Origin of the sequence: Kitasatospora kazusensis (genome assembly GCF_039529945.1) — a bacterium.
In the GTDB taxonomy this organism is placed as follows: Bacteria; Actinomycetota; Actinomycetes; order Streptomycetales; family Streptomycetaceae; genus Kitasatospora; species Kitasatospora kazusensis.
The window spans coordinates 20,101-45,464 of record NZ_BAAANT010000025.1 but is presented as its reverse complement, the minus strand read 5'-3'; the positions used below and the strand labels follow the sequence as shown (position 1 = coordinate 45,464).

Annotated in this window: 22 protein-coding genes; 8 read left to right on the top strand and 14 right to left on the bottom strand. The window is 72.6% G+C overall.

Translation table 11 applies throughout. From position 1 onward, the window contains the following. Window positions 1-19: 19 nt before the first annotated feature. From ABD330_RS20640 to ABD330_RS20625, 4 genes are all read right to left on the bottom strand, one after another. The gene (locus ABD330_RS20640; protein WP_344467242.1) at window positions 20-1,147 is read right to left on the bottom strand and encodes a trypsin-like peptidase domain-containing protein; all 1,128 of its coding nucleotides are present in this window, start codon (window positions 1,145-1,147) and stop codon (window positions 20-22) included. Beyond that, window positions 1,144-4,107 (bottom strand): P-loop NTPase family protein, encoded by a 2,964-nt coding sequence (locus tag ABD330_RS20635; RefSeq protein ID WP_344467240.1) that lies wholly within the window; start codon window positions 4,105-4,107, stop codon window positions 1,144-1,146. Before ABD330_RS20635 ends, ABD330_RS20640 begins: the two co-directional genes overlap by 4 nt. Next, entirely contained in the window at window positions 4,094-5,050 is a 957-nt protein-coding gene (locus tag ABD330_RS20630; RefSeq protein WP_344467238.1) for a hypothetical protein, read from the bottom strand. Before ABD330_RS20630 ends, ABD330_RS20635 begins: the two co-directional genes overlap by 14 nt. Before the next feature lie 361 nt (window positions 5,051-5,411). Continuing rightward, complete coding sequence (locus tag ABD330_RS20625; protein ID WP_344467236.1) at window positions 5,412-5,975, bottom strand: DinB family protein; 564 nt, start codon at window positions 5,973-5,975, stop codon at window positions 5,412-5,414. Window positions 5,976-6,641: 666 nt separating this feature from the next. On the opposite strand from ABD330_RS20625, the gene ABD330_RS20620 reads away from it, so the two are divergent. Both ABD330_RS20620 and ABD330_RS20615 read left to right on the top strand, forming a co-directional pair. Next, window positions 6,642-7,895 carry a hypothetical protein gene (locus ABD330_RS20620; RefSeq protein ID WP_344467234.1) on the top strand — a complete coding sequence of 418 codons (1,254 nt, stop codon included), beginning with the start codon at window positions 6,642-6,644 and terminating at the stop codon, window positions 7,893-7,895. Window positions 7,896-7,981: 86 nt separating this feature from the next. Then, window positions 7,982-10,189 carry a tetratricopeptide repeat protein gene (locus tag ABD330_RS20615; protein WP_344467232.1) on the top strand — a complete coding sequence of 736 codons (2,208 nt, stop codon included), beginning with the start codon at window positions 7,982-7,984 and terminating at the stop codon, window positions 10,187-10,189. A gap of 75 nt (window positions 10,190-10,264) precedes the next feature. Here the strand turns inward: ABD330_RS20615 and ABD330_RS20610 are convergent, their stop codons facing one another. Together ABD330_RS20610 and ABD330_RS20605 are read right to left on the bottom strand one after the other, a co-directional pair. Then, complete coding sequence (locus ABD330_RS20610; RefSeq protein WP_344467230.1) at window positions 10,265-10,975, bottom strand: hypothetical protein; 711 nt, start codon at window positions 10,973-10,975, stop codon at window positions 10,265-10,267. A gap of 137 nt (window positions 10,976-11,112) precedes the next feature. Next, window positions 11,113-12,633 (bottom strand): MFS transporter, encoded by a 1,521-nt coding sequence (locus ABD330_RS20605; protein ID WP_425555596.1) that lies wholly within the window; start codon window positions 12,631-12,633, stop codon window positions 11,113-11,115. 387 nt (window positions 12,634-13,020) lie between these two features. Between ABD330_RS20605 and ABD330_RS20600 the strand changes: the two genes are divergently transcribed. From ABD330_RS20600 to ABD330_RS20590, 3 genes are all read left to right on the top strand, one after another. Continuing rightward, window positions 13,021-13,509: a glutathione peroxidase gene (locus ABD330_RS20600; protein ID WP_344467226.1), complete on the top strand. Its 489-nt coding sequence runs from the start codon at window positions 13,021-13,023 to the stop codon at window positions 13,507-13,509. Window positions 13,510-13,688: 179 nt separating this feature from the next. Further along, window positions 13,689-14,396 (top strand): pyridoxine/pyridoxamine 5'-phosphate oxidase, encoded by a 708-nt coding sequence (locus ABD330_RS20595; protein ID WP_344467224.1) that lies wholly within the window; start codon window positions 13,689-13,691, stop codon window positions 14,394-14,396. 67 nt (window positions 14,397-14,463) lie between these two features. Beyond that, on the top strand, window positions 14,464-15,198 hold the full coding sequence (locus ABD330_RS20590; protein WP_344467222.1) for a YoaK family protein: 735 nt from the start codon (window positions 14,464-14,466) through the stop codon (window positions 15,196-15,198). Window positions 15,199-15,454: 256 nt separating this feature from the next. On the opposite strand, the gene ABD330_RS20585 is transcribed toward ABD330_RS20590, so the two are convergent. After that, window positions 15,455-15,697: a hypothetical protein gene (locus tag ABD330_RS20585; RefSeq protein WP_344467220.1), complete on the bottom strand. Its 243-nt coding sequence runs from the start codon at window positions 15,695-15,697 to the stop codon at window positions 15,455-15,457. Window positions 15,698-15,833: 136 nt separating this feature from the next. On the opposite strand from ABD330_RS20585, the gene ABD330_RS20580 reads away from it, so the two are divergent. Then, window positions 15,834-16,421: a hypothetical protein gene (locus tag ABD330_RS20580; protein ID WP_344467218.1), complete on the top strand. Its 588-nt coding sequence runs from the start codon at window positions 15,834-15,836 to the stop codon at window positions 16,419-16,421. A gap of 51 nt (window positions 16,422-16,472) precedes the next feature. Here the strand turns inward: ABD330_RS20580 and ABD330_RS20575 are convergent, their stop codons facing one another. Continuing rightward, window positions 16,473-17,009 (bottom strand): GNAT family N-acetyltransferase, encoded by a 537-nt coding sequence (locus ABD330_RS20575; RefSeq protein ID WP_344467216.1) that lies wholly within the window; start codon window positions 17,007-17,009, stop codon window positions 16,473-16,475. A gap of 223 nt (window positions 17,010-17,232) precedes the next feature. Between ABD330_RS20575 and ABD330_RS20570 the strand changes: the two genes are divergently transcribed. Together ABD330_RS20570 and ABD330_RS20565 are read left to right on the top strand one after the other, a co-directional pair. Continuing rightward, the gene (locus ABD330_RS20570) at window positions 17,233-18,114 is read left to right on the top strand and encodes a lysozyme (protein WP_344467214.1); all 882 of its coding nucleotides are present in this window, start codon (window positions 17,233-17,235) and stop codon (window positions 18,112-18,114) included. A gap of 62 nt (window positions 18,115-18,176) precedes the next feature. Further along, window positions 18,177-19,265 (top strand): hypothetical protein, encoded by a 1,089-nt coding sequence (locus ABD330_RS20565; RefSeq protein ID WP_344467212.1) that lies wholly within the window; start codon window positions 18,177-18,179, stop codon window positions 19,263-19,265. Between the two features lie 73 nt (window positions 19,266-19,338). On the opposite strand, the gene ABD330_RS20560 is transcribed toward ABD330_RS20565, so the two are convergent. From ABD330_RS20560 to ABD330_RS20535, 6 genes are all read right to left on the bottom strand, one after another. Further along, window positions 19,339-20,241: a Gfo/Idh/MocA family protein gene (locus tag ABD330_RS20560; RefSeq protein ID WP_344467210.1), complete on the bottom strand. Its 903-nt coding sequence runs from the start codon at window positions 20,239-20,241 to the stop codon at window positions 19,339-19,341. 3 nt (window positions 20,242-20,244) lie between these two features. Continuing rightward, the gene (locus ABD330_RS20555; RefSeq protein WP_344467208.1) at window positions 20,245-20,913 is read right to left on the bottom strand and encodes an O-methyltransferase; all 669 of its coding nucleotides are present in this window, start codon (window positions 20,911-20,913) and stop codon (window positions 20,245-20,247) included. Window positions 20,914-21,014: 101 nt separating this feature from the next. Beyond that, complete coding sequence (locus ABD330_RS20550) at window positions 21,015-21,659, bottom strand: DedA family protein (RefSeq protein ID WP_344467206.1); 645 nt, start codon at window positions 21,657-21,659, stop codon at window positions 21,015-21,017. Between the two features lie 122 nt (window positions 21,660-21,781). Next, a complete protein-coding gene (locus ABD330_RS20545; protein WP_344467204.1) occupies window positions 21,782-22,141 on the bottom strand; it encodes a UBP-type zinc finger domain-containing protein in 360 nt (119 codons plus the stop codon). Next, a complete protein-coding gene (locus tag ABD330_RS20540) occupies window positions 22,138-23,598 on the bottom strand; it encodes an ATP-binding protein (RefSeq protein ID WP_344467202.1) in 1,461 nt (486 codons plus the stop codon). Before ABD330_RS20540 ends, ABD330_RS20545 begins: the two co-directional genes overlap by 4 nt. Then, the gene (locus ABD330_RS20535; protein WP_344467200.1) at window positions 23,595-25,271 is read right to left on the bottom strand and encodes an NAD(P)/FAD-dependent oxidoreductase; all 1,677 of its coding nucleotides are present in this window, start codon (window positions 25,269-25,271) and stop codon (window positions 23,595-23,597) included. The genes ABD330_RS20540 and ABD330_RS20535 overlap by 4 nt, the downstream gene beginning before the upstream one ends. Window positions 25,272-25,364 lie beyond the last annotated feature (93 nt).

Sequence of the window (25,364 nt, the reverse complement as noted above, 5' to 3'; positions counted from 1 at the left end):
CCGGTACGGTCGCATCGCCTCAGCCCTGCTGCGCCGCGATCTCGTCGTGGATCTCCGGCTGGTGCTCTTTCAGATGCCGCATGATGGAGCTCATCTGGGTTCCGACGTTGATGAAAGCCGTCCCTTTGCCCTGGAAATTCACGTTGGTCACCTGCCTCGCGCCTCGGTGCAGCGCGACCACCGTCCAGTCGTCGGTGCAGACCGGCGAACCGGAGGAGCCCGTCCGGGTGTCGGTGAAGTAGCGCACATCGCGTCCGTCTGCCTCGTACACCAGGTTGTTCCGCAGCGCCACCTGCTTCGGCAGCCCGCCCGGGTGCTGGATGATGTTGACGGCCACCGGCCGGCCGCTGGTGACGGTCAGCGCTTCGGTGCCGACCCGCAGCACCGGCCTGAGCGACTTCTCCGCGAGGCGCAGAATGGCGTAGTCGAGCGTCGGATCGTTCGCGACGAGCCCGGTGGCCTGAGCCACCTCGGTCTCGATCTCCTCGGCCTCGAAGTCGAACCGGGCGCGGACCGACGCCGCCTGCTGTGCGAAGTCGTCCGGCCCGACCTCTGGTTGCCGCCCTTCGACGAGCTTGCGCGCGGTCACCACATGGTGGTTGGTGATGAGCAGTTGCGGCGCGATGAGCCAGCCCGTGCCCGCGAACCGGTCGGATGCCTGCAGGCCGGTGTAGGGCGAACCGTTCTGGTAGGGACGGACCTTGACGCATGCCACCGCCAGGCCGGCCCGGTCGCCACTCCTCAGGAAGTCGAAGGGCACCATGTCGTCGCGGTGGATGACCGCCTCCTTGAATTCGTCGGGAGGGGCGCCGGCCAGGACGTCGGGCTCACCGGCGGCGATCCTGGTCACCTCGTCCAGGGCCTGCCGGAAGACGGCCGCCGGGGCGGCGACGGTCGTTAAGCCCACGGCGTTGCGCAGCCAGACTTCGAGCGGGACGGAGCCGTCGATGAGGCGCTCGACCTTGTTCATCTCGACAAGGTCCGACCTGAGCTGGAGCGAGGGTTCCGGCCAGGTGCGCAGCATCGCCTGGTACTGGGGGAGGATTCCGTCCAGGAGGAGCGTCCGCCGGTTGTTGTCCGCGTATCCGGCCTCGATGCCCGCTTGGTGGAGCGCGTGTATCTCGTCGGCCGTGAAGTACTGGTTCATGGCTCATCAGGCCTGTCGGGCCTGTTCCCTTCGGCGGGCTTCGCCGGGCTGTCGGTGCCGATCGCCTCCGCCACGCCCGAGACGAGCTCGCCGCTCTCGTCCCCGAACTCCAGGAGCCGCCGGGCGAACTGGTCGAGCACGGGCCGGCGGGCGGATCGCAGCAGATCCATGACGGTGGCGAGCGTCGCGTCGGCACCCGGCGTCGCGAAGCCGCCGAGCGACGCCGCGAGCGTCGCGAGGCTGCCCAGCAGCTCCGGGCGGCGGGTGGCCGCACGGCCGATGGCGGTCTCGATGGGGCGCAGCACCTGATCCGTGTCGCCCGGGAGCCCGACCGCCCTCAGGACGCGGTCGAGTGCCTGCGGGTCCCGTTCGGCCACCTCGGCGGCCGCCGCCCGGGCCAGGGTCGGCTGGTTCCGCAGCTCCGGGTCGGAGAGGCCCCGGAGCCGGGCAACCAGCTCGCCCTCGATCCCGGGCTGCCGGGCCCCGGGGCGGTCGGCGATTCCGGCGCGGGCCAGCAGCACTCCCAGGGCTTCGAGTTCGAGTCCGAGGCTGGTGGCGAGCAGCTGCGCCTGCCGGAGATCCTCATCGGCGCCGGCCAGGTCTCCGTCCGCCATGGCCAGTTCGGCGGACTGACGCAGCAACTCCAGGAGACGCTCGCCCCTGCACCGGGCCTCCGTCGCCCGGTCTATGGCCTCCGTGACCGTCGCTCGCGCCTCTTCCCGCAGGCCCTGCCCGGCCAGCGTCTCGACCAGCAACGGGTGGAGCGGACTGCAGGGCGCCCAGGGCCTGCGCTGCTCCAGGCGGGCTGCGGCCTCCTCGGTGAAGCCCTGGGACAGCAGGTCCTCGACCTCGCGCGCGGTGAGCCGCTCCCAGTCCTCCTGCTCGGCGTCGGCGAGGACGTCGTCCGAGGGCTGGCCGCCCTGACGTACGGTCAGGAACGCCACTGCCTTGGGTGCCAGGTCGCCCTCCGCCCCTTCCAGGAAGCGTTCGACGCCGGGCAGCCAGCGCTCCTCGACCAGTCTCAGGCTCTGCTGCAGGCGGAGCCGGTGGTAGATCTCCTCGGCACGGGCTTCCAGCCCCTCCCGCGCCGCGTAGTACGAGACCGCGCGCTCTTCTATGTCCCGTACCAGGGCGGACCGGTCGTTCTCGACCAGCCGGAGCATGATCGCCCGGATGTCCGGCCGGATGCACACGGCCTCCGGTCCGGCCCGCTCGACCAGGTCGAGCCGGGCCAGTTCGTCGAAGAGGGCTCTGGCCCGGTCGATGGTGGCCACCTCGACACCGCACGGCTCGGCCAGCACGTTCTTGATGATGTCCGGGGTGATCCGGCGGAGTACGAGGCCCGGGTGGGCGAGCTTTCGTGTGTCCGGGTCGGGGATGTACGCGAGAATCCGGTCGTAGAGCACTCCCTGGACGAGCATCTGGTCCACTCGGCCGTTGAGGAGCTGCCAGCGGCGGCCGGGCAGGCTCCGGAGCGTCCGGCGCGGCGGTTCCCCCTCCTGTTCCGCCAGCACGACCGCTCTCGCCGCCAGCTTGAGGCTGAGTGGATGGCCGCCGACCCTGCGGACCAACATCCGGGCGGTGGCCGGGTCGCGGACGCCGTTCAGCATCAGCAACGCGGTCGCGGCGCGGGGTTCGAGGCCGGTGAGCTCTATCGCCCGGGGCGGGGCGCTCGCGGCGGGATGGTCGATCGGGGCCCTGCCCGAGGCGACGACCCGCACCCGCGGGTACTCCGCCTGGAGCGTGTCGAAGATCGTCCAGAGGCGGCCCAGCACCGGCGATCCCCGGTACTGGGCCGCTTCGAAGGAGTCCACGACGATCAGCAGCGTCGGGGCCGCCTCTCCCTCCGGGGTGTCGACCGCCCGCAGCACCAGCCTTGCGAGTCTGCGGACCAGGGTGGATTCGTCGCTCGCGGCCCGCAGCTGGAACTCCCGCGAGGACGAGCGGCCCAGGGTCCCCCGGGTGCTCGACAACCCGCCCAGTTCGATCGCCCGGTCCTCCGCCGCTCGCTGGAGGTGCGCCGTCAGTTCGCAGTCACGCGCGACCTCGTCCAACTCGCCACGCAACGCGGGGTATTCGATGCCGAGCTGGCGAGCGGCCTCGGCGAGGAGGGTGACCGGCTCGTGGATCGAGATGGTGGGACGCGCGAAGTCGACATAGGCGAAGGGGAGCCTGACACGCCGGTGCTGCACCACATCCAGGAGAAACCTGGCGATCAGGGTGCTCTTGCCGATGCCGCCCGGTCCGTGGACCACCAGGGGCGGCTCCTGCGGCACGTGCCCGTACGTTCTGACCCGCTCGGCCGCGTACCTCAACCAGGTCTGGGCCGAGGCCGGCGGGACTCCGACGAAACCGTACAGACGGGCCAGTTCGCGCTCCCGCCCCACGAACGGGTCCTTCAGCAGGCTTTCGAGCGGCCGCATCAGCCTGGCCCATTCAAGGACCTTCCACAGGTCCTCGACGCGCGGAAGCCGGGTCATACCGGGGACTTCGTTCAGCCAGAGGAGCGCCTGGAGGATCTCGGCCAGCTCCGGCACGTCCTGTGCGTCCAGGTCCGGCGGGCGGCCGCTCAGGTAGAGCAGCGCAGCCCTCTCCGGTCCGGTGACGAGGTCTTCGCCGAGGTTGCGCTCCAGGGCCGCCCTGGCCTCCTCCGGTCCCCCGAGCTCCCGCAGCGCCGTCTCCCGGACCTCTGCCTTCAGCGTCCAGAGGTCCCGGTCCCCGAGGCGGCCCGCGGACGTGCAGTCGTCGACCAGTGCGAGCATCGCCCCGCCTGACGGCTCGGTCTCGCCGGGACGCCGTAGACACACCGGATCGAACTGGGTGAGCAGGCAGGCCGCCTTGCGGTACTCCCGACGGGCGTCGCCGACCTCGGCAGCCGGAGCCGCCTTCCGGGACAGCTCCCGGCGCAACCGGTCGGCGAATTCGGCGCGGACCTTGTCCGACGGTTCACTGGTCGACATGAATGACCGCCTCCACTGCCGTGCAGAGCCTCCGCATATAGCTCTCACCGTTTCCGGCTTTCCGCCGGACCGCCCTCATCACCTCCTCGACAGTCACGTCGACAAGTCCCGGAATATCCGCTTCGGCATACGGTTCGCCACTCTCCCGGCGGGGCACTGCCACCGTGAAATGCTGATTGAAGAATGCCCTCACATCCGCCCGCTCGGCCTCTCTCGCCTTGTCGTGGAGCACGCTGTGCCGGAGTGGGTACGGCATCGAGCGACCGTCTCCCTGATAGCCGAGGAGAACGAGACGAGGGATCACGTAATACGGGCTGACGTTCTGATAGATGACTTCCGCGAGATTTCCGATGAAATCCCAGACATCGGAGTTCTGGTCGAGCTTGTCGCAGTCGTCGAACACCAGCCACGGGCGCTCGGAGCAGGCGACGGCGCGATTGAAGACATCCACCGCGCCAGCAAGCAGAAACGAGTCGGAGTGCCGCCCGGGAATACCGTTCAGATCGGCCCTTAGAAGCCTGGAGAGAAGTTGGAGCACATTCTCGGCCGTCGTGGCCACCCCCAGCGGGACAACGACCGGCCTGAACCCCTTGAATTGCCCGAGATAGCGAATCAGCTCATAGGTATACGATCGGCCGGTGTCCTGCTCGCCGTCGACGATCAGCACGATCTTGTCGGTAGAGTCGACAAACTGCTGGAGTGTCCTCCGGAGATCCTGACGGTCGATGAAGGCCGTATGGCCGCCGTTCAGGGCGCACGATCGGAAGTGGTCCTCGGAATCACGGACATGGAGTTCTCGCTGCAATTTTCCGCGGAATTCAGCAAGCTGGTGCGCCTCAGGGTCCTGAGAGCCGATCACCGTGCCCTGCAGGGCAGTGATCACGGCGATCTGCAGCTCGAAGCTCCGCCTCGCCGCCGAAACCAGGGTGCGCGCGTTGCTCATGGGAATGTTCGTGAAAGGGAGGGGTGATACGAATTTCTCGTCGATTCCGTGCCCTACCAGGTCCTGTCGGGGCTCGCTCCCATACAGGAGGTGACGTTCCACCCACCGGGTCACCGTGCTCCACTCGGTGTCATTCAAAGGCATGACTCACCTGCCCAGCCACCCGGCCGTGCGATGTGCACACCCGTGGGCGCCGAGGACTCTATGAAATTCCCTGTACAATATGCTTCCACTCCCCGCGACTCCCGACAAGAGTCCTAGTACTTCCGCCGTAGGTCGCGATCACGGATGTACAGGTTCGCTCGCCGGTAACCTGCGTGTGGGGTGGAGACCTGGGGCGCCCGCCAGGTCCTGCCGCCCGTCAGCCCATGCTCTTGGCGCCGTCCAGGCACTCGCGGATGATGTCGGCGTGGCCGGCGTGCTGAGCGGTCTCGGCGATGATGTGCATCAGCACCCGGCGGGCCGACCACCGCGCGTCGGGCTCGAACCACGGGGCCTTCGGCAGCGGCTGGGCAAGGCCCAGGTCGGGCAGGGTGGCCACCAGTTCGTCGGTGCGGCGGGCCACCTCGGCGTAGTCGGCCAGCACGCCGGCCAGCGTCTCGCCGGGCAGCAGCCGGAACTCGTCGGCCCGCTGCGCGAAGTCGGCCTCGGTCATGGCGCTGAAGTCGGACATCGCCGACGGGCCCTGCACGATGAAGTCCGCCCAGCCGCGCTCGACCGAGGCGACGTGCTTGATCAGGCCGCCCAGGCACAGCTCGCTGGCGGTGGTCCGCCGGCCCGCCTGCTCGTCGGTGAGGTCACGGGTGGTGAAGCGCAGGAAGTGCCGGTTCTTGGCCAGCATCGCCAACAGGTCGTCACGCTCTCCTGCGGTCGCCGAGGCCGAGGCGTCGATCTGCCGGCCGGTCGTCAGCGCGTGGTCGGTCATGGTGTTCCGCTCCTCATGTGTCCTTGCCGTGCTCCATCGGGCAGTCACCACGTTAGAGCCCGTATAGGTCAGTTCTTGTCCTCAATCGCCGGTGGGAGCCCCTCCTCGACGACGTCCCGGACGCGACGACCGGCAACGGCCGCCACCGCGGGTGACGACCGCGCTGCCCGGCCGGCGCCGTCGGAGCCCCCGGCACCGGGTGGCCTCCGCCCCGAAGTTCCCAGGGGGAACACCCGCACCACTGGTCACTCGGACCATTCCTTTACCGCTGCCAAACCGATCTCGGACCGGCACCGACCAGATTGTGGTGCAGCAACACGAGTCCTGGCCGCACAGGCCGGGATGCCGGTCCGCCGGGGGTCATGCACTGCACCCCCGCCGCCCTGTCGATACGGCTCGGCGGGACCGGTGGCCGGTGCCTGCCACACAGATCGGGCAGGCACCGAAATCCAGAACGAACGGAGGTGACCACACATGAAGAAGATCGTCGTCCGCAAGGCCGGCCCGGTGCGTCTGACCAGCACCGCCACGGCTCTCTACAGCGACCCGTTCTGCGGTTGGCTGAACAACCGGTAATACCGGTACTGCAGTTGAGGTGAGCCCGGCCGGGGCATCCCGGCCGGGCCTCCACCAGGTCCGCGAAACCTGCCTCCCCGAGGAGTCCACGTGTCCGCCCCCGTCGACAGCGCCCCGGCCGGCCCCCGCCCCGACCTCGACCGGCCGCTGGTGCTGCGTCCGCTGGTCTACCTGCAGGAGGGCGACGAGGTCACCATCGGCAGCCCGGACGTGGACTCCTATGCGGTCTTCCCCGCCGACGGCGCCGAACTGGTCCGCATGCTGGCCGACGGCGTCACCCCCAGGGAGGCCGCCGAGCGCCACGAGGAGGCGCACGGCGAGAGCGTCGACATGCCCGATCTGCTCTCCGTGCTGGAGGATCTCGGCTTCGTCCACGACGGCACCGGCACTGCCGCACCGGCACCGGTGCGCTGGCAGCGGCTGGGCCGCGCCCTGTTCAGCCGGCCGGCCTGGGTGTGCTACGCGACGCTGACCGCGCTCTCGCTCGTGGCGATGGCCCGGGCCCCCGAGCTCGCACCCCACCGCGGTGCCCTGTTCTTCAGCTCCTCGTACACCGTGATCAGCCTGGTGCTCTTCCTGGGCCAGATCCCCTTCCTCGCCCTGCACGAGGCGTTCCACGCACTGGCCGGGCGGCGGATGGGCCTGAACTCCACGTTCTCGGTGGGCCGGCGGCTGATCTACGTGGTGTTCGAGACATCACTGCCGGGTCTGGTCGCCGTTCCGCGCCGGCAGCGCTATCTGCCGATCCTCGCCGGCATGGTGGCCGACGTGCTCGCGGTGGACGTACTCACCCTGGTGGCGGCCGTGGTGCGCGAGCCGGGCGGCGCACTCTCACCGGCTGGCCGGGTCTGCCTCGCCCTCGCCTTCGCGGTCGTGATGCGCCTGCTCTGGCAGCTCTTCTTCTACCTGCGCACCGACGTGTACATCCTGCTCACCACCGTCCTGGGGTGCACGGACCTGCACGGCGCGGCCACGGCCGTCCTGCGCAACGCCGTACGCCGATGGACCGGAAGAGCCGCTCAGGAGCTGTCCGCATACGGTCCGGCCGACCTCCGGGCGGCCCGCTGGTACGCATGGCTCCTGCCCGTGGGCTACGCACTCACCCTCGGCTCCTTCGCCACCGTGGTCGTGCCGTCGGCCTACCGGCTGCTGACCGGCCTGTTCGGACGCCTGAGGGCCGGCACGCCCTTGAGCGGAATCGCCGACTCGGCGATCCTGCTGGCCCTTCTGCTCGCCCAGTTCCTCGCAGTCGCCTACATGGCCCTCAGGGACCGCCGCGCGCGGCGGTCCGGCGCGGGACAGCAGGTCCGCGACAGCAGGCCCGAGAGCCCCGCCACGGCCTGACCTCCCAGCTCCCGCAGCAACCTCGCGCCCGTACCCGTACCCGCGCCCGTACCAGCCCGCGCCCGCGCAAGAAAGGCGACTCCGCCATGACCGCTCCACGCCACCTCTGGATCAGCGCTTCCTCACGGGCGGACCGGACCGCAGCCCTGGAACGGCTGGAGCTGCCCCCGCAGCTCGCCGCGGTCAGCGCCCACCGTCGGCTGCGCGGGCCCTACACCGCCGTGGGCACGCTGCTGCGCGCCATCGTCCCGGACGCGCTGGAGCGCTGCCCGGAGGCCGTCGCCCGGCACAACGTCGAGATCCTCTCCACCACGCCCGAACTCCGGTCCCTCGTCCCGGCGTCCAGGGAGACGCTGACCTCCCTGGCGGTGCCCAGGGAGCGCACCCGCTTCTACTCCCGGGTCCGCACGCTCCGCGTGGCCAACGGTCTCGTCGACTTCCTCAACGCGTACCTGCGGGCGCTCGGCGGGCAGCCCCGGTCGCTGATCGTCGACGACGCCCACCGGGCCGACCCCACCGACGCCGAGTTCCTGGCCGTACTCCTGCGCAGAACCGCCCCCGAACGCCTCACCGTGGTGGTGACCACCGCCAAGGAGCCCCTCGACGATCCGGCGGGTCCTGCGACGGAGACCCTCGGCGCCGCTCTGGCCGCGCACTGCACGCGCCCGGACGCACCCGTGTCCGCCGCGGCCACCCGGTCGGACGAGCCCGCGCTCGCCTCCCGCTACATCGACAACGACGGCACCGGCGACGATCCGGCGGAGCTGGCGGCCTACCTGCGACTGCCGTCCGCCGACCGCGAGGCCCTGCACGACCTGCGCCGCAAGACGCTGGAAGCGGCCGACGAGCCCTCGCTGCGCCTCGGGGCGATCGCCTGGCACGCGGAGAACGGCGGCGACCGGGCGGGAGCCGGTGCGGACGCCCTGCGGCACGCGCTGGACCACTGCATGGACCTCGGCTTCTACCACGCGGTCCTGGACTACGGCACGCGGGGACGCGCCCTGGTGACCTACGAGAGCAACCCCGAACACTGGTGGGCCTTCACCACCAAGATGACCACCTCGCTGGCCGCCCTCTCGCTCGCCGAGGAGGCACTGCCGTTGTACGACGAGGCCCGGGAACTCAGCACCTCACCGTCGGTGCACATGCAAGCCGCCTACGCCACCGCGATGATCCACACCCGCCATCTCCCCGACGAGGACCGGGACCACGGAGAGGCCCGCCGCTGGATCAACCAGGGAATCGCCTTCGCCGGCCAGTTGCCGGATCCGAAGGACCGGGAGATGCGCACCGCGTTCTACCGCAACGGCCTGGCCCTCATCGAGATGCACCGCGGGAACCCGGAGACCGCCCTGGACCTGGTGGACGCCTGCCTGGCCCGCCTCGACGCCGCCCTGGATCCCGACGAGCAGGCCCTGCACCGGTCGGTGCTGCGGCACAACAGGGCCCAGCTCCTCTCGGCCCTTCGCCGCCCCGACGAGGCCTTCGACGAGTTCACCGCGGTGATCGCCTGCGACCCCAACTACGCCGAGTACCACCTCGACCGGGGAATCCTGCTGCACCGGCAGGGGCGGCTGGGCGAGGCGCTGGCCGACTACGACCAGGCCATCCAGCTCTCCCCGCCCTTCCCCGAGGCCTACTACAACCGCGCCGAGGCGCGGAACGAAACCGGCGACGTCGAAGGCGCGCTGGCCGACTACGCGTACGTCCTGGAGCTCGACCCCCGCATGACGGACGCTCACATCAACCGCAGCGCGCTGCTGATCGAGCTGGCACAGGACGACGCCGACGCCGTCCCACTCGCCCGGTCGAGCGTCGAATCCGGGCTCGGGGTCACCGCCGACAGCCCGGAACTGCTCTGCCTCAAGGGCCAACTGCACGAGCTTGAAGCGGAGTTCGAGGAAGCGGCCGCCGCGTACTCGGCGACACTGACCGCGTCCCCCGAGTACGCGGAGGCGTGGGCCCTGCGCGGCGCGCTGGCTCACCAGAGCGGCGACCTGGCCTCGGCCATCGCCGACCTCGAACAGGCCCGTACGCTGTCCGACACGCCCGGAGTCCGCTTCAACCTCGCGGTCGCCTACCACGACGACGCCCGGCACGAGCCGGCCGTGACGCTTCTCGACTCCGTCCTGGCCGAGACGGACGACCTCGACGCCCGGCTGCAACGCGCCAGGAGCCTCATCGCACTGGGGCGGACCGAAGACGCGAAGGAGGACCTCCGGATCTTCGCAGACGCCGATCCCTCCTACCTGCCCCAGGTACGCGAGCTCCTCCCGGACATGTCCTGGGCGTGATCCGCGGCGCGTCGACGGCGGACGGGCACGGCGTGACCGGGAGTACCGGGGCTACGACGTGCCCGTCCGCGGCAGTCAGCTCGGCACTGCGTCACGGGCGGCCGAGGGCTGGTCCCGGTGCAGGCCGGGCCCGGGGCGCGGGCCGCGGGCAGTCGCGGTGCAGGACTCCTTCTCCGCGGCGGTCATCGGCCGGCTCTTGACGACCACGGAGTTGCCGACCCCGTCCGTCCCGCTGGGGGCGGGGCTGGTGACGGTGTCCTTCCAGTACCAGTAGTAGTGGCCCCAGTGCGGGTTGTCGTAGTGGGTCTGCCAGGTACCCGAGACCTGGTGCATGACCTGGGCACGGCTGATCCAGCCCACCTCGCCGGGCTGGACGGTCATGCTCAGCGACCCGCCCTCGCTGTGCGAGGCCTCCCACGTGTGCCCGTAGGTGGCGGTGACGCTCGCATCGACGATGCCCGCGATCTTGCCGCCGACGGTGACGGAGACCTCCAGGGTGTCGGAGGAGCCCACCGAGTCGGACCAGTCCATTCCCTGGACGGCGGGCGAGGTGCTGCAGTTGAAGAGCGTGTGCGACACCTGGCGGTAGTTGCCGAGGTAGGCCTTCCGGACGACCGGGTCGTTGAAGGTGCACTTCCCGACGCCGCTGGCGCAGTCCGCCATGAGCTGCTGGGTGGTGGGTTGGTCGGCGGCTGCGGCCGGCACGGCGGCGATGCCCATCGCAAGAGCGGCGGCGGCCCCCGCTGCCAGCATCCGCATGCGCAGCCCCGTCTGGTTCGTCGTCATCTGCCCTCACCTCTGGTTGGGTAGTGCGTGGGTCCACCGTGCGCCCCACGGGTCGTCGGACGGCCGCGGGACCGGCGGCTCGCCGACGGTGTCCCCCGATCGGAGGACGGGGCCCGGCTCACGGGCGGTCGGGGGCTTCAGGCCTGGCCCGGCTCGCGTCCGGTCGGCGGCGCCTCCTGGTGCCCGGCGGCGGTCTCGGCCTGCCTGCCCGGCCGCAGGCCGACCATCGCCACCACGGCGGCCGCCGCCATGACGGCCGCCATCCAGTAGAGGACCATCTGGGTGGCATGGGCGAAGTCGGCCCGGAAGAACTGGGGGATGTCCGCAGTGCTCCCGCTCCCGCCGCTCTGCGCCTGGACCTGGGAGAGGTGGGCGGCCTCGGTGACCGCCTGCTCGTGTGACAGGCCCCGGGCGACCAGGGAGTCGGTCAGCCGGGAGCGCAGGTCGGTGACCAGGACGGTGCCCAGCACGGCCAGCCCGAGGCTCGCGGCGTAGTTGCGGACCGTCTGGGTGATGCCGGTCGCCTCGCCGTAGGACAGCCGGGAGGCACGGTTGACCGCGTCCGTGCTGGAGGGCGTGAGCATGAAGCCCATGCCCGCGCCGGCCAGTACGACGTCCCACTGCTGGCCGCTGAAGCTCAGCGTGGTCGCGTCGCCCGCCCACAGGTAGAACCCGACCGCGGCCAGGACGCACCCGGTCACCACCGGCCGCTTCGCGCCGTCCCGGTCGAGCATCCGGCCGCCGATCTGCGAGGCGATCACGAACCCGATGAAGAAGTAGAGCAGGAAGATGCCGGCTTTCGAGGAGGAGTCGCCCAGCGCGATCTGGGCGTACTCGCTGGAGAAGAAGAACACCGGGACGAAGACCAGCATCGAGATGCCGAGCACCAGGTTCTGCACGGAGAACGCCCGGATGCGGAAGATGTCCACCTGGATCAGCGGCGAGGCGGTGCGCTTCTCGACGATCGCGAAGACGACCAGCAGCAGGACACCGGCCGCGATGCAGAGCCCGATCGCCGGGTTCGACCAGCCCCAGACCTGCGACTGCTGGAAGCCGAAGACGCTCAACGCGACACCGCCGGCGATCAGGGCCAGGCCCCGGTAGTCCATCGGCGCGGGCCGGCTCTCCGTCACCGGCTTGGAGATCGCGATCAGCACCAGCGCGATCGCCGCCACCGGCAGGTTCACCCAGAAGATGGCCCGCCACGTCCATGCGGTCAGGTAGCCGCCGAGGACCGGTCCGATCGCGGTCAGGCCGCCCGCGATGCCGAAGAACAGGGCCAGCGCCCGCCCCCGCTCGCGCAGGGCGAAGTTCTGCACCACGATCGCCAGCGCCGCCGGGAACATGACGGCGCCGCCGAAGCCCTGGACGGCACGGAAGGTGATCAGCCACGCCTCGGCCGGGCTCCCGGTGGGGGTGAAGCCGCAACAGGCCGAGGCGCCGGCGAAGACCAGCACCCCGAGCACCACCGCCCTGCGGTGGCCGACGGTGTCGGCGAGCCGGCCGCCGTAGGCGAAGAACGCCGCCAGGGTGAGCAGGTAGGCGTTGACCACCCACTGCACTCCCGTACTGGTCAGTTTCAGCTCGTGCTGGATGTTCGGTACGGCGATCGACACGATGGTCTGGTCGATGAACGTCATCGCGACAGCGAAGATCATCGCCGCCAGCACCAGGTAGCGCGAGGATCCGCTGGGAGCAGTGCTCACGGTCCGCTCTTCCCTCCGGGGTGCGTCCGGGCGTGGGCTGCCGCCGGACCACCTGTGGGGTGGGCCCGCTCCTGGAGGAGCGGGCCCGGTTCCTGCCGTTCGTCCGGCAGTCTCCCAGGCTACCGACCGGCCCGTGTCGACGCCCGGTGGAACAGCGCGGGCGGGCGGTTGGTGAGGAAGCGCCAGATCCGCCCGGCCGGTGCGGCCGCGCTCCGGCGAACGCTCGGGCGTGCAGTGGGGCGGGGATGCGGGCGCCGCCCGGGAACACCTGGGCTCCGGCTACCGTTGTCCGGTCCGGCGGGAACCTGCCGCCCGCCCTCTCCCCCGAAGGGACTCCCCGTGAGCCTGTACGACATCCCCCTGCACACCCTGACCGGCGAGCCCGCGTCGCTGGCCGACCACAAGGGCAAGGCGCTGCTCATCGTCAACGTCGCCTCGAAGTGCGGCCTGACCCCGCAGTACGCCGGGCTGGAGCGGCTGCAGCAGCGCTACGCCGAGCGCGGCTTCACCGTCCTCGGCTTCCCGTGCAACCAGTTCATGGGCCAGGAGCCCGGGAACGCCGAGGAGATCCAGACCTTCTGCTCGACCACGTACGGGGTCTCCTTCCCGCTGTTCGAGAAGCTCGACGTCAACGGCGACGACCGGCACCCGCTCTACGCACGGCTGACCGAGACGGCGGACGCCGAGGGCGCGGCGGGCGACGTGACGTGGAACTTCGAGAAGTTCCTGATCGCCGCGGACGGCACGGTGGCCGGCCGCTTCCGGCCGCGCACCGAGCCCGAGGCCGACGAGGTCGTCGCGGCCATCGAGGCGCTGCTCCCCGCCTGACCCCACCTGCCCGGCCCGGCCCCGCGCCGGGCACCCCACCGGCCGCCCCGCTCGCGTGCCCCCGAACGGCAGCGCGTGCGCGGTGGCCTCGGGGGCGGCTCGGGGGCGGCTCCGGAGGGCTGAGGACGCGACGCGCGGACGCCACCCGGTAGCCTCGGCCCCAACCGTGGGAGGCAGGCGTGTCGCAGCGTGCAGAAGTAGGTGCCGGGCCGGACGGACCCCCGGTGGAGCAGCTCCGCCGGCTGCTCCGGGAGCGGCCGCCGATGGCCCGTGAGCTGCCGGTCTTCGATCCGGCGGCGGCACCGCCCGACCCCGCCTCCCTGCACGTGGAGTGGCTGCTCGGGGCGATGGCGGCCGAGGTGCCGGACGCCCAGGTGGTGGCGGTCTCCACCGTCGGCGAGGACCACCACCCGGACGCCCGCATGCTGGTGCTGCGCGACATCGACGTGGCGCACGGCGCGTGGTCCTTCCAGGCCGACGCCCGCAGCCCGAAGGGCCGTCAGCTCGCCGCCGCCCCGTGGGCGGCGCTCACCTCGTACTGGCCGGCCCTCGGGCGGCAGATCCGGCTGCGCGGGCCGGTGGAGGCGGTGGGCCTGGAACGCGCGGTGCCGGAGGTACGCGGGCTGAGCCCGGCCGCGCACGTCGCGGCGCTGGTCGGGCGGCAGAGCCTGCCGCTCTCCGGGCCGGCCGAGTTCGAGCGGGCCTGGGACGCGGCGGCGGCGCTGCGGGAGCGGGACCCGGCCACCGCCGCGCCGGGCCACACCCGGTACTCGGTGCTCGCCGAGGAGGTCGAGTTCTGGCAGGGTGACCAGCACCGCCGACACGTCCGCCTGGTGTACCGCCGCCGGGAGGACGGCGGCTGGCACCGCGGCCTGCTCTGGCCCTGACCCTCGGCCTGTGCCCGGGGCCCTGCCCCCGGACCCCACCCGGCCGCCCGCCGATCGGAGCACCACCGTGATCACACCGCTGCGCGACCTCCGGGCGGTCCTGGCCCCCGGACCGGAGCACCGCCACGGCCCGTTGCAGCCGATGCTGCTGGTCCTCACCGTCGTCACCGGTGTGGTCGACGCCTTCAGCTACCTCGTGCTGGGCAACGTCTTCGTCGCCAACATGACCGGCAACGTGGTCTTCACGGCCTTCTCGCTCGCCGGGGCCACCGCCTTCTCGCTCCGCTCCTCGCTGGTCTCGCTGCTGGCGTTCGCGGCGGGAGCCGTGCTCGGCGGCCGGATCGGCAACCGGTTCCCGGACCACCGGGCCCGGCTGCTGCTGGGCGCGACGGTACTGGAGACCGCGCTCGTCCTGGTCGCGTACGTCTGCAGCGAGACACTGGCGGATCCGTTCACCGGGACCGGCCGCGATCTGCTCATCGTGCTGCTGGCCCTGGCGATGGGGGCGCAGAACGCGGCCGCCCGCCGGCTGGCCGTCCCGGACTTCACCACCACCGTGCTGACCCAGACCCTCACCGGCCTGGCCTCCGACAGCCCCCTGGCGGGCGAAGCCGACGGCAGGTTCGTCCGCCGCGCGCTGGCCGTCGCCGGCATGTTCGCCGGAGCCCTGGCCGGCGGCCTGATCGCGCTGCACGCCTCCCGCACCCTGCCCCTGCTGATCGCGGGCCTCCTGCTGGCCGCGACCGCCACCGCCGCATCGGCCCGGGTCCGCTCCACCGACATCTGGACCCGGCCGGTCTGACGTTCCGCCAGGCGGCACGTGGGTGAAACGCGGGCGGACGCGGGCGGACGCGGCGGCGTAAGACCGACCGGCACATGGTGGGTGGAGGAAGGAGCGGCGTCCGGGCCGAGTCTGGGCGGTGCCGACGAGGGAGTAGCAGCGGAGCTGCGGCGACTGAGGAGAAGCCGTTCGTGGGGGTCCCCCCGGCCGAAGGCTGGGGGAGACAGCCCGGGCGTCGCGACGCCGCCCACCATGTGCCGGTCGGTCTTACGCTCCGTCAGGCCTCGCCCGGGTGCCAGGCGGGCCACTCCCACGGGCGGTCGGCCCAGCGCACCTGTTCCGGGTCGTGCGGGTCGAGGTCGGGGAAGAACTGCTTCAGCCGGGCCTCGAACTCCTGCGGGTCGACCGGCTCCCAGCCCGCGCCGTGGAAGTGCGCCAGGCGGTAGCGGCTGTCGGTACGGAACTCGGCGACCTCGACCAGCGGGCCGGCCGGCGCATTGCTGTCTCTGTTGGTGTGCATGTCCCTCAGCATGTGGCGCGAGCGGGGCGCGCGCACGCCATGACGGCCGTGCGGAGGCGTTCCGCTCCGGTGCCGTGACTCGTTGAGCACGGCGGCCCGCCGCCCGCGCGGGCCCGGAGTGTGCGGGAGGACGACCGTGAACGAGCAGTGGCAGGCACCGTGGCAGTACGGGTGGGAGCAGCCGCCGCCACCGCCGACCCCGTGGGAGCCGCCGGTCACGCCGCTGCGCCCGAGGCGCACCCGGGCCCGCCGGGCGGCCTGGGCGGCGACCGCGCTCGGCGGCGCCCTGGTCCTGGGCGGGCTGCTGGCCACCTGCGGCCCTTCCGGCGAGGAGGCCGGTGCTCCGGCGCCCGACCCGTCCGCGAGCCCGGTCTCCGCCGGGCCCTCGCCCTCCCCCACTGTGCACAGCACCGCGCCGCTGCCGGCCCCGCCTGCGGTCCCGGTCATGCCTTCGACCCCCGCGGGCAGCGGCACCGGCGCCGGCCCGGAGGAGGGCGGCGAACCGGACCGGGCCTCGACGCCCCGTCAGAGCGCCCGGCCCCGGCCCGCCCGGACGCACCGCCCGGCCCCGGGGACGGCGCCCGCCGCCCCGCAGGCGCAGACCGGCGGCGGGCCGACGGAGCTGATCCCCTCGGTCAAGGTGTGCGCCGAGGCCGAGCGGCTCGGCGAGTGGGCCCCGGGCTCCGAGCAGGCGAAGATCTGCCACGGCCTGTACGGCGGCTGAGCCGGGGCCACATCGGGGCCGGAGCCGAGGAAATGCCGGGGGCCGGGGCGGTCAGAGCGCCTTGGTCAGCCTCTCGAAGCGCAGGTCCGGACGGCGCGGGACGCCGAAGCGCTCGTCGCCGTAGGGGAAGGGGGAGAGTTCGCCCGTCCGCCGGTAGCCCCGGCGCTCGTACCAGGCGATCAGGTCCTCGCGCTGGACGATCACCGTCATCTCCACCTCCGGCACGCCCCACTCCTCGCGCGCGAGCTGCTCCGCCCGGGCCAGCACCGCCCGCCCAAGGCCGCCGCCCTGCTGCTCCGGCCGGACCGAGAACATCCCGAAGTACGCCGCCGTCTCGCGCCGCTCCAGCAGGCAGCAGCCGAGCAGCTCCCCCGCGCGCTCGGCCATCAGCAGCACGCTGCCGGGCCGGGCGATCGTCTCGCCGACGGACTCCTCGTCCGTACGACGGCCGTCCAGCAGGTCGGCTTCCGTGGTCCAGCCGGCCCGGCTGGCGTCGCCCCGGTACGCGGACTCGATCAGCGCCACCAGCGCGGGTACGTCGGCCGCCTCCGCCGTGCGGAAGGTCAGCTCCGAGCTCTCGGACACCATCTGGCCCACTCCAGTTCTCTGCGGATTTCGTCCCCGTCCGTCCTGCATCGTGCCACACCCCGATCACCCGTCCGAGGGGCCCCGAGTATGTCGGAAGCTCACACCTCGCGGTGCCGATTGATGGGGGGTCAGGACCGTGGCGGGGGTGTCGGGTTCATGACTAGCCTCCTTGCTGCGCGGTCACGCCGGTCGGCGCCGGCCGCATCCGAACCAAGGAGCGCTCATGCCAGGCACCGCACCTTCGTTCCACTCCTCCCCCACCCGTCCCACCCGCAGACTGCTCCGCCGCGCCGCCGTCGCGCTGGCGGCGGGCGCCGTCCTGCTCGGCGGCGGCGCCGTACCCGCGAGCGCCGCCGTACCCGCCGACGCGGCCGGGTCCGCCGCCCCCGCCGGCTACCACCCCGAGCGCGACTTCGCCGGGTCCACCGTCGCCGCGCACGAGGGAAGATCCACCAGCAGCACCCTCAGCCCTCTGGCCTCCCAGACCCCCGGCACGGACGTCTCCAGCTGGCAGGGCAACGTCGCCTGGAGCACGGCGTACGCCAACGGCGCCCGGTTCGCGTACGTCAAGGCCACCGAAGGCACCGGCTACACCAACCCGTACTTCGCCCAGCAGTACAACGGCAGCTACAACGCGGGCCTGATCCGGGGCGCCTACCACTTCGCCCTGCCGGACCGCTCCAGCGGAGCCACCCAGGCCAACTTCCTGGTCGGCAACGGCGGCGGCTGGTCCGCCGACGGCAAGACCCTGCCGCCCGCCCTCGACATCGAGTACAACCCGTACGGCGCGACCTGCTACGGGCTCAGCCAGAGCGCGATGGTCGGCTGGATCCACGACTTCGCCAACACCGTGCTGAGCCGGACGGGACGCTACCCCGTCATCTATACCACCACCGACTGGTGGAGCACCTGCACCGGCAACAACGGCGGCTTCGGCAGCACCGACCCGCTCTGGATCGCCCACTACGCGAGCAGCGTCGGGGCCCTCCCGGCCGGCTGGGGCTACCAGACGATCTGGCAGTACGCCAGCTCCGGGACGCTGCCCGGCGACCAGAACCTCTTCAACGGCGCGCTCGACCGCGTCCAGGCGCTCGCGCACGGCTGACACGCGTACCACCTGGTGGCCCGCCGGACCGGACGGGCGGGCCGCCGGGCCACAATGGCGCCATGAAGTTGATCTCCGTGCTGGCCGGACTGCTCCTGCTGGTCTTCACCATCGCCAGCATCCTGCGCACCCTGGTGGTGCCGCGCGGACTGTACTCCGCGCTGGTCTTCCGGATCTGGGTCGTCCTGCGGGGCATCCTGCGCCGGCTCGCCCCGGCCTCCGGCGGCTACCTCGCCCAGGACCGGGTGCTGACCTGGCTCGCGCCGCTGATCCTGCTCTGCATGCTCGCGACCTGGCTCGCCAGCATGCTGGCCGCCTACACCCTGCTGCTGTTCGGCACGGCCGGGCTCTCCTTCGGAGTCTCCTTCCGGGAGGCCGGCTCCAGCCTGTTCACCCTCGGCTTCGCCAGCGGGGACCGGCTGCGGCTCTCCGCACTGGACTTCCTGGCCGCCGCCACCGGGCCGCTGATCACCGCCCTGCTGATCGCCTACCTGCCCACCCTGTACGGCGCGTACAACCGCCGCGAGGTCGAGGTGACACTCCTGCAGACCCGGGCCGGCGAGCCGGCCTGGGGGCCGGAGCTGCTGGCCCGGCAGTCCCTGGTGGACACCGAGACGGCGCTGCCGCAGCTGTACCGCGACTGGGAGCGGCTAGCCGCCGACATCGGCGAGGGGCACTCCAACTACCCCGTCCTGCTCTCCTTCCGCTCACCCCGGCCGCACCGCAGCTGGGTGGTCGGCCTGCTCGCGGTGATGGACGCCGCCGCCATCCAGCTCGCGATCTGCCCGCGCTCGGCCCCGCCCGAGGCCCGGCTCGTACTGCGGGCCGGCTTCACCGCGCTGCGGGACATCGCCCGGACCCTGCGGGTGGACTTCGACCCCGACCCCGAGCCGGACAGCCCGATCCGGCTCACCTTCGAGGAGTTCGACGCGGCCGTCGCGATGGTCACCGCCAGCGGCATGGTCAAGGAGCGCCCGGTCGCCGAGGCCTGGCCGCAGTTCCAGGGCTGGCGGGTCAACTACGAGGCCCTGGCCTACGAACTGGCCCGCCGCAGCGACGCCGTCCCCGCCCTCTGGACCGGCCCCCGCGACTTCCCCGCCACCCCCATCCCCCCGCGCCGCCCGGCCGACCGCCGCCCCGGCGGCCGCTGAGACGGCACCCGTCCCGCCCCGGGGGCCCGCCGCGATCACGACGGGCCCACCCGGGGCGGGACGGGTGCAACCCTCAGAGCAGCACGGCCGCCCCCGTCCGCAGGGCCTCCTCCGCAGCCGCCAGCACCTCCACCACCTCCAGGCCGAAGGCGGACCCGCACGGGTGCGCCGCACCGCCGCCCGCCGCGAGCGCCAACGCGTCCAGTGCCCGGCCGAAGGCGGCCGCGGGGCTCTCGCTGCGCTCCGGCAGCCGGGCGGCCCCGGCCTCGCCGCGCAGTTCCAGGCCGACCCCGCCGGCCGCCGCGGCCGGCGGCGCCGTGAGGCTCAGCGTGAGCGTGCTGGAGGCGCCCGAGGCGTGGCCGAGCACCAGGTGCACGGTGTCCCCCGGGCCCGCCACGGCCGTCACCCGGACGGCGGCGCCGAGTACGGGCAGCAGCACCGAGAGCGCGTGCGGGCCGACGTCCCACAGCGCGCCCTTCTCCAGGCGCCAGGCCGAGGCCGCGTACGGGCTGTCGGCGGCGGTGAAGACCGCGCCCAGCCACTGGCAGTGCGCCGTGAACCAGCCGCCCCGGGCCGTCTGCTCGGCCAGCCAGGACGCCTGGCCGGCGCCGAACCGCAGGGTGAAGAACACCACCGAGGCGGTACCGGCCCGCTCCACCGCGGCGTGCACCGCCCGGGCGTCCGGCACCGTCAGCGCGACGGGTTTGTCCAGCAGCAGGTGGCACCCCGCCTCGGCGGCCCGGACGGCGAACCCGGCCTGGACCGAGGGCGGCAGCGCGACCGACACGGCGTCGACGTCGGCGAACAGCTTCTCCGGGTCCGGGTACGAGGGCACGCCGTGCGCCTCGGCCAGCGCGGACGCCGCCTCGGCGTTACGCCCACAGAGCCCCGCGAACTCGAACCCGGGGTGCGCCGCCAGCGCCGGTGCGTGCACCCGCCGGGCCCACGGACCGGTGCCCAGCAGCCCGATCCGCACCCGTCAGCTCCCGACCCGGATCAGGGTGAACCCGTCGTACCCCTTGACCCCGACCGTCTGCACCGAGGTCGCCGAGACCCGCGGCTCGGCGGCGAGCAGCTCGTGCAGCCGCCGGACGCCGAGCACGCTCGGGTCGGTGGAGTCGGGGTCGGCGACGGCCCCGCTGCGGACCACGTTGTCGACCACGATCACCGTGCCGGGACGGGAGAGCTTGAGCGCCCACTCGAAGTACACCGGGTTGCCGGGCTTGTCCGCGTCGATGAAGACGAAGTCGAACGGCTCGGCCCCCTCCGCCGCCAGCTGCGCCAGGGTGTCGGCCGCGCGGCCGAGCCGGACTTCGGCGATCTCGGCGAAGCCGGCGTGCTTGAGGTTGGCGGTGGCCACCTCGGCGTGGGTGGGGTCGATCTCCAGGGTGATCAGCCGGCCGTCGGCGGGCAGCGCGCGGGCCAGCCAGATCGCGCTGTAGCCGCCGAGGGTGCCCACCTCCAGCACCCGCCGGGCGCCCTGGGTGAGGGCCAGCAGGTGCAGCATCTTGCCCTGGTTGGGTGCGACGGCGATCTGCGGCAGCCCGGCCGCGTCGGCGGCGGCGAGCGCCGCCGCCAGCACCGGGTCCTCACCGATCAGGACGTCGCTGAAGTAGGTGTCCACTGCCGTCCACTGCTGCTGGCTCATTCCGGCCTCCCGAGAGTGTCTGGTGATCGTTCCCGATCGTACCCAGCCACTCCGCCCGTAGGCCCGAAGTGCCCGAACCCCCGGGGAGCCGGGGGTCGGCCTCAGTCGGCGACCGGCTCCGCGACCGACGGCTCGGGCTCCGCCTCGTGCTTGGCGGCGGCCCGGCGCTTCAGCACCAACGCCGACCCGATGCCGCCGACCACGGCGAGCACGAGCCCGATCCAGGAGAAGCTGCCGAGCCACTTCTCGGCCACCTTGCCGACCTTGTAGACCAGCAGGGTCGTACCGCCGGCCCAGCAGACGCCGCCGAGCACGTTGGCGGTCAGGAACTTCCAGTACGGCATCCGCAGCGCGCCCGCGAGCGGGCCGGCGAAGATCCGCAGCAGGGCGATGAACCGGCCGAAGAAGACCGCCCACATCCCCCACTTGTGGAACGACCGCTCGGCGGTCGCCAGATGGTCCGGCCCGAAGTGCTGCGGGAACTTCCGGCCGAGCTTCTCGAACAGCGGCTTTCCGCCCTTGCGGCCGATGGCGTAGCCGATCGAGTCGCCGATCACCGCGCCCGCGATCGCGCAGAGCGCCACGCCCCAGGGGTCGACCGTGCCCTTGACGGCCATCAGCGCGGCGGTGACCAGCGCGATCTCGCCCGGCAGCGGGATGCCGATGCTCTCCACCCCGATGATCAGCCCCACCAGCGCGTACACCGCGATCGGTGGGACGCTCTCGATCCACTGGTCGATGTGCAAGGCCGAATACCTCCGTGGGGCAGGACGCGCGGTGACTCGGGCAGGGCTTGGCCTCCCCCGGAAGGGCAGCCTAACCCGCCGGGCCGCCCGGACCGGTAACGGGCAGCGGCCGCCTGGGGTTCCTACCGGCCGTTGCCGATCCGCTCGGTCCAGTCGGCCGGCACCCGGCCCGCCGGGCCGGGGACGGGCTGGTCCACGGGGTGGCTGTCCGGCGCGGCCAGCTCGGGCCCCGATTCGTAGAGCTCCGAGGTGTCGTAGTCCCAGAACCAGCTCTCGCCCGGTTCGAAGCTGCGGATCACCGGGTGGCCGGTCGCCCTGGCGTGCGCGGTGGCGTGCTTGGCCACCGAGTCGTCGCAGCAGCCGATGTGGCCGCAGCGCGCGCAGCGCCGCAGGTGGAACCACCAGCCGCCCGCGGCGTCGCACTCGACGCAGCCGGGGCCGCTCGGCGGCACGGTGGGGTTGATCGGGGGCTCGGTGCTCATGGCGACTCCTGCGGGGTGTCGGGGGGTGCGGGGTCGATCGGAAGTCGGACCTGGAAGCGGGTGTCGCCGGGAGCGGACGTGAGGCGCAGGTCGCCGCCGTGCCGGTTGACGATGATGCGCCAGGAGATGTCCAGGCCCAGTCCGGTGCCTTCGCCGACGGGTTTGGTGGTGAAGAACGGGTCGAAGACCCGGCTCCGGACGTCGGCGGGCACGCCGGGTCCGGTGTCGCGGAACTCGACCAGCACCCGGTCCCCGTCCCGTGCGGTGCGCACCGTGAGCGTGCCGCCCCCGGCCGCGCTGCGGTGCATGGCCCAGGCGGCGTTGTCGATCAGGTTGGTCCACACCTGGTTCAGCTCGGCGGGGTAGCCGGGGACGGCGGGCAGGGTGCGGTCGTAGTCGCGTACGACGGTGATGCCCGGGCCGAGCTTCGCGGCGAGCAGCAGCAGGGTGCTGTCCAGCAGCTCGTGGACGTCCGCGTTCCGGTACGGGGCCCGGTCCAGCTGCGAGTACTGTTTCGCCGCGCCGACCAGCGCGGCGATGCGGTGGGTGGCGTCCTCGATCTCGCCCAGCAGCAGTTCGGCCTCGACGGTGCAGCCGAGCCAGTTCAGTGCGCTGCCCAGCAGGTGTCCGGGGACGGCGGCCGCGATGTCGTCCAGCCAGTCGGTGCCCAGGCCCGCCTGGACCAGGACCGGTGCCAGTTGCCGGCCGTCGGCGGCCTCGTGCTCCGCCAGCCAGTCGTCGGCCTCGTCCTCCAGGTCCGCGGCCTGCAACGGGCCGGGCGGCGGGGCCTGCCCGATCCGGCCGACGGTCGTGTCCTGGAGCTCGCTCAGGCGGGCCAGGTCCTCGTCCCGGTGCGGCGCGGCCGCGAGGGCGCCGTACTCGCGGCGCATCCGGGCGATGCGCTCGCGCAGTGCGGAGGTGGCGCGCATGGCGGCGGCGGCGGGGTTGTTGAGCTCGTGCGTGAGTCCGGCGGTCACCGAGCCGAGGGCGAGCAGCCGTTCCCGCTGGCCGATCGCCTCCTGGGTGCTCTTGAACCCGAAGAACAGGCCCTCCAGCAGGTGGACGGCCATCGGGAACCACTCGTGCATCATCCGCGCGAAGGCTTCGGCGGGCAGCACGAAGAACCTCGACCGTTCGGCCGCCCGCAGCGAGTTGTTGTACACCTGCGGCACCTGGTCGCCGAGGTAGGCCTGGAAGGCCCCGGCGTACACCCCGGGCGCGGACGTGCGGGTGACGTCCACCTCCTGGCCGCCCACGCGGCGCGAGAGCACCACGGCGCCCTGGAAGAGCACGTAGAAGCTCTCGGCCGGATCGCCCTCGCGGTACACCGGGCCCGGGTCGAACCACTGGGCGCGGCCGTCCCGGCACAGCTGGGCGAGCTGGTCGGAGGTCAGCTTCTCGAACAGGAACAGCGTCCGGAGTTCCTGCTCCTCGCACCCGTCCGGGCGGGTGGTCACGACTGCTCCAGGTAGCGGTGCGCGAGCATGACGGCCATCGCGCCCTCGCCGACGGCCGAGGCGACCCGCTTGGCGGACTCCGCGCGTACGTCTCCGGCCGCGAACACGCCCGGCACGCTGGTCTCCAGGTGGTAGGGCGGCCGGTCCAGCGCCCATCCGGCGGGCGGGCCCCCGTCGGCGCTCAGGTCGGGCCCGGTCAGCACGAAGCCGTGCGCGTCCCTGAGCACCGTGCCGTCCAGCCAGTCGGTCAGCGGGGCGGCGCCGATGAAGACGTACAGCCACTGGGCGTCGACGGTCTCGGCCCGCCCGGTCGCCCGGTCCCGCAGGGTCAGCGCCTCCAGGTGGTCCGTGCCGTGGACGGCCTCCACGACCGTGTCCGTGCGCACTGTGACGGCGGCGGCCTCCTCGACCCGTTGCAGCAGGTAGTACGACATGGAGGCGGCCAGCTGCGGCGCCCGTACCAGCAGCGTGACCCGCCGGGCCGTGCGGGCGAGGTACATCGCGGCCTGGCCGGCGGAGTTCGCCCCGCCGACGATGTACACGTCCTGCCCCAGGCAGGCGGCCGCCTCGGTCAGCACCGAGCCGTAGTAGACCCCGCGCCCGGTCAGCCCGGCCGCTCCCGGCACGTCCAGCTGCCGGTACGACACGCCGGTGGCGAGGATCACGGCCTGCGCGGACACGGCGGCGCCGTCGGCGAAGCGCAGCGTGCGGGCGGCGCCGTTCACCTCCAGGCCGGTGACCTTGCAGGCCGTGAGCAGCTCCGCCCCGAACTTGTCGGCCTGGCGGCGGGCCCGCTCGGTGAGCTGAGCGCCGGAGACCCCGTCGGGGAAGCCGAGGTAGTTCTCGATGCGGGAGCTCTGGCCGGCCTGGCCGCCGGTCGCCTCGCGTTCCACCAGGACGGTGCGCAGCCCCTCCGAGGCCCCGTAGACGGCCGCGCCGAGGCCGGCGGGGCCCCCGCCGACGACGACCAGGTCGTAGAAGTCCGCCGCGGGCGTGGTCGACAGCCCCACGTGGGCGGCCAGGTCCCGTTCGGTCGGCTCGACGAGCACGGCGCCGTCCGGGGGCACCACGAGCGGCAGCCGGCGCCCGTCCTGCCCGGCGGCGGCCAGCAGGCGTCCGCCCTCCGGCTCGTCGCTGGAGTACCACCGGTACGGCACCTGGTTGCGGGCCAGGAACTCGCGGATCTGCGAGGACCGGGCCGACCAGCGGTGGCCGACGACCTTGGTGGTGTCCACCGCCCGGCCGTCGGTGGCCGACCACGACTCCAGCAGGTCGTCCACCACCGGGTAGAGCTTCTCCTCCGGTGGCTCCCACGGCTTGAGCAGGTAGTGGTCGAGGTCGACGACGTTGATGGCGTCGATGGCGGCGTCGGTGTCGGCGTAGGCGGTGAGCAGCACCCGCCGGGCCGCGGGGTACAGGTCGAGCGCCTCCTCCAGGAACTCGATGCCGTTCATCTGCGGCATCCGGTAGTCGGCCAGGATCGCCGCGACCGGCGCCCCCCGCAGCTTCAGCTCGCGCAGCGCCTCCAGCGCCGACGCGCCGGACTCGGCGCGGACCACCCGGTACCGGTCCCCGTAGCGGCGGCGGAGGTCCCGGGCCACCGCCCGGGACACGGCGGGATCGTCGTCCACGGTCAGGATCACGGTCCGCAGCGCATCGGAGGTCTCTGCCATGGTTCACCACCCGGGGTCGTCGCGGGGCCGGAGGGGACGGCCCCTCCCAGTCTGCTCGTCGCCGCGCGCGGCGGCTCGCCGTCGCCGGTCCGC